General features: G+C 43.3%; 1 protein-coding gene. It reads left to right on the top strand.

The window, feature by feature from the left end:
- Positions 1-20 precede the first annotated feature (20 nt).
- Positions 21-254, top strand: a 234-nt coding sequence (locus E0D98_RS26955; protein ID WP_346655066.1) for a S6 family peptidase, incomplete at its 3' end; no start/stop codon positions are given.

The raw sequence follows: 254 nt of genomic DNA, 5'->3' as shown, positions 1-254 counted from the left end.
CTCTCAGGAGATAATCAGATATACCTGATAATGTTTCCTGGGGATTCCGGGGTGGATATTTAGATATAAACGGAAAAAACACAGAGTTCTCCCGCTTACAGGCTGTTGATTATGGGGCTGCAATTACTAACAGCAGCACAGACAAGTCATTATTGACTTTAAATCTGTCACCATTGAAAAAAGATGAAATAGCTGTAAGCGTGAAGGCGTTAGATATGAACGCCATCTTTCAGGGGGGACACGGGACAGCCGGA

This window comes from Escherichia sp. KCJ4928 (assembly GCF_004352695.1).
Lineage (GTDB): Bacteria > Pseudomonadota > Gammaproteobacteria > Enterobacterales > Enterobacteriaceae > ECMA0423.
The sequence above is the reverse complement of the archived record's forward strand: the minus strand, read 5'-3'. Positions and strand labels throughout refer to the sequence as shown.